This window comes from Salibacterium aidingense DSM 18341 (genome assembly GCF_000429685.1).
GTDB classification, from domain to species: Bacteria; Bacillota; Bacilli; order Bacillales; family Marinococcaceae; genus Salibacterium; species Salibacterium aidingense.
In genome coordinates, this window is record NZ_AUCI01000054.1 from 1 (window position 1) to 3,364 (window position 3,364).

The 3,364-nt window shown below is 37.1% G+C and carries 4 protein-coding genes and 3 pseudogenes; 3 read left to right on the forward strand and 4 right to left on the reverse strand.

Features of this window, described 5'->3' with window-relative positions; genetic code table 11:
* Positions 1–195 (forward strand): annotated as a pseudogene (locus tag G475_RS27685) (hypothetical protein); the annotation flags it as partial.
* Between the two features lie 75 nt (positions 196–270).
* The gene (locus tag G475_RS0122000) at positions 271–465 is read left to right on the forward strand and encodes a hypothetical protein (RefSeq protein WP_026703094.1); all 195 of its coding nucleotides are present in this window, start codon (positions 271–273) and stop codon (positions 463–465) included.
* 699 nt (positions 466–1,164) lie between these two features.
* Here G475_RS0122000 and G475_RS0122010 read toward each other — a convergent pair.
* Entirely contained in the window at positions 1,165–1,506 is a 342-nt protein-coding gene (locus G475_RS0122010) for a winged helix-turn-helix transcriptional regulator (protein WP_035712493.1), read from the reverse strand.
* Positions 1,507–1,624: 118 nt separating this feature from the next.
* Between G475_RS0122010 and G475_RS0122015 the strand changes: the two genes are divergently transcribed.
* Positions 1,625–2,209, forward strand: a complete 585-nt coding sequence (locus G475_RS0122015) for an NAD(P)H-dependent oxidoreductase (protein ID WP_026703097.1) — start codon at positions 1,625–1,627, stop codon at positions 2,207–2,209.
* A gap of 34 nt (positions 2,210–2,243) precedes the next feature.
* Here the strand turns inward: G475_RS0122015 and G475_RS27835 are convergent.
* From G475_RS27835 to G475_RS27690, 3 genes and pseudogenes are all read right to left on the reverse strand, one after another.
* Positions 2,244–2,563 (reverse strand): annotated as a pseudogene (locus tag G475_RS27835) (winged helix-turn-helix transcriptional regulator).
* A gap of 160 nt (positions 2,564–2,723) precedes the next feature.
* The gene (locus tag G475_RS26050; protein ID WP_051302831.1) at positions 2,724–2,972 is read right to left on the reverse strand and encodes a response regulator; all 249 of its coding nucleotides are present in this window, start codon (positions 2,970–2,972) and stop codon (positions 2,724–2,726) included.
* Between the two features lie 197 nt (positions 2,973–3,169).
* Positions 3,170–3,364 (reverse strand): annotated as a pseudogene (locus tag G475_RS27690) (hypothetical protein); the annotation flags it as partial.

The following is a 3,364-nucleotide window of genomic DNA, read 5'->3' on the forward strand; positions in this document are numbered from 1 at the left end:
AAAACAAGGACAATTTTAGCAAATACAGGAACATCAGAGGGTATATCGCCTATTCGTTATCGAGAAATTCATATTGCTGTAAGTAATCGTAAGTACCCTGAGATCGTGGTTTACTTGCCTGTCGATTCACCAGCACGCCAGGCATTCGAACATATAGGCATTCCAATTGAAAGTCTTTTCACAACAAATAACTAATAGACATGTCACCATTTAGCATCGTATAAAAAAGACGCTAAATGGTGTCTTTTTTAATGAGGTGGGAAGAAACCATTGAATAAGGAGTTAAATCGTAGTGTTTTTGTGGCCATCGCGGATCCTACAAGGCGCAAACTCAGACGAAAAGGGATCGCCCCGTTACTCTTTTCTTCATTTCATCAAGAAGGGCTTCTCGGCTTGATTCAAGATCTTAAAACATCTCATGCCGTCAGCCAATTCATCCTGCAGACCTTTTTTTATTATTTATAATGGGAAATTTTTTGTATGAGGTAGAGACTGGAACCGTGCGCAGATAGTATAAGTGAAAATTTAACAAGGTGACATAGGAGTTGATTATCTTAAAAAAATATGAATGATACGGTTAGGGGAATAAATCTGGCCCTTACGAATACAGCTGGCTGACGGGGTCTGCCAGCTGTAGCATTGTCATGTAGGTGGCGGATGGTGGATGCTAAAAAAGGCAGACCTTCAGAAACAGGAAGCTGAACTCCCTTTATTACTTCCACTTGCAGGTCATCTATGGTATGACTGGCTATCTCACCGTCCCCCCTGCATCGCATATATAACCCCTAGGTACACGCCACCCTCTTTAACCGAATAGATGACAATTGCACCTTCCCGTAATAAAGCCAAAGGTTTGGAATGAAGTTTGTAGTATTGAATGTTCTCAATATATCGTTTTCGCCCCTAAACTAAAGGTTTCCTTATAAAAAAGCGGTAGCTGAAAAGGATGTTTGAACGTTCCAACCGGTCGAAGACGGTTCACTAAAAATGGTATTAAATTGTAAGCAAGACGTGAAACATAACATTTACAAGAGGCGACTTGATTTAGAGATAAACTGTAATTAAACCATCTCAACTCTTTGTCGCAAAACCTACAAAACCATATACCATTTATATCCAGGTACTTTTTTGTAGATATATTAGTGACTTACTCTACTTTATTAACTAACTTTTCAACTTTTCCTCTCCCCAGAAACATATCGCATCTAAAACAGGGATTAAAGATTCTCCATCTTTAGATAAGCTGTATTCTACTTTTGGTGGAACTTGAGGATATTCTTTCCGACATATGAGTTGATCCCGTTCCAGTTCTCTTAAGGTATTGGTCAATGTTTTATATGAAACACTTCCAATTGAGCGTTTCAATTGATTATAACGAATTGGACCATTGTTTAAATGCAGACAATACAACACAGTCATTTTATATTTCCCGCTAATGAGGGACAAGGTATAACCGAAACCCGTATCTTTCAAATGAGTATCGAATGGATAGAATTGCATCTTCATTTCACACTCTCCTTTAGGTACGTATCGCACTTTAATTACCGTAATTGTCTTCATTACTCGCATAATATAAACTATTTGTGCAGGAACCAAAAGCTAATTAAAAAGGAGGAAGTAAATCATGAAAACCATTGTTTATTCTCACCCCTGGGAAGGAAGTTTTAACCATGCAATCTTGAGTTCAATCAAGAAAGAGTTAAAAGCTAAAGGAGAAAAATTTCAAGTCATAGATCTTCATAAAGATGGATTCAATCCTTCATTTTCTGCTGAGGAATTAAAGCTATTTAACCAAGGAGATACGCCTTATCAGTTAGTCAAGGACTATCAGATCCAACTGCGAAACACCACCGAATTAATTTTCATTTTTCCAGTTTGGTGGTGGGATTTACCTGCTATGTTAAAAGGGTTTATTGATAAAGTGATGTTACAAGGTTTTGCAATTTCAGTAGCTGAGAAAGGTGTGTTAACTGGGTTGTTAACCTATATCAAGAAAACATCGGTTATCACTACATCAACTGCAGAAAAAGAGTATCTTGTAACAGAAGGTGGAAATGCGATTCAGGGAGTCTTTATTGATCGGACGTTAGCTGATATCGGACTTAAGAATAAAGAAACTAAATGGGTGCACTTTCCTAGAGTGGACTTAACGACCGATCATAAAAGAGCCAGATTTTTAAAAGAACTTCCTGAGAAAATTTTGAATTAATAGGTTTCATAGAATCCGGTCTTAATGCTACTGATTATGATCTCCCCACCAAACAAAGCTCTAGAACTGGTAGAAACGTTTCTGCTTTATGTGTTAAGCTGTAATCGACTTTTGGTGGAACTTGGAGGAATTCTCTACTTATGACCATGCTTCTACTTCTAGTTCCTTCAGTTGAGTACTCAATGTTTAATACGTTATAGACCCTAGCTGTGTTTTCAACGCTTTGGATTGAACAGGATGTTTTTCAGCGAGAAGGAAAATAAGGACCATTTTCCACTTATCGCATTTTACTGAAATTGAAAACTCAAACCCCTTAAGTCGGCTTAAGGGGTTTAGTTTTTTGTTGCGAAGCAGATAGGTTTTAAAACTTATGAACAAGTATTATTAGAGGATCCTTATTTAAGCTGCCAGTGATTTTGCGTCTCTACATTGAATTTATTGTAACATAAACTATTGTTTATGGCATTCTAATAATTTTGCTTGCCAAATACAACTTCAAGACTAAGTTTTAAGATTAATTGTCTTTAATAACCATTATTTTCAAAGGAACTTTGGACACGGCACGTATTTCTCTACACCAGTGAAAGCCATCAAACTTTGGAAGCTGTATATCAATAATCACCAGGTGAGGACGATGCTCTGCAAAGGCATTCATCACATGAGAAAAATCATTTGGGCTATTTACCTCATATGACCACTGACTGAAACCATCTCTAAGTGCATCTAAGAGAAGAGAGTCATCCTCAATGATAAAGATATTCATATTTAATCGCAGCCCTCCTTATCTGTATACATATTTATTCTACTTGTTCATGTTCAGAAAACTATTAGCTTATTGGGGTAAAGGCAGCATCACAACAAATTTGATAACTCTGTCGCAACCAAGTTACCAGAAATAACTACAGTGGAAGTAATCATTCGTATAACTACTTGCACTATTGGGGTGCAAGATAGCTTAGTTTAGTTATGATTTGGGAAATGGCAGTCTGTTGGACAACCTATATGTTTAAATGCCTTGCGAGCTGATGTATCGGCAGGCAAGTAAACCGTAATTTCAGGATACTTACGATTACTTACAGCAATATGAATTTCTCGATAACGAATAGGCGATATACCCTCTGATGTTCCTGTATTTGCTAAAATTGTCCTTGTTTT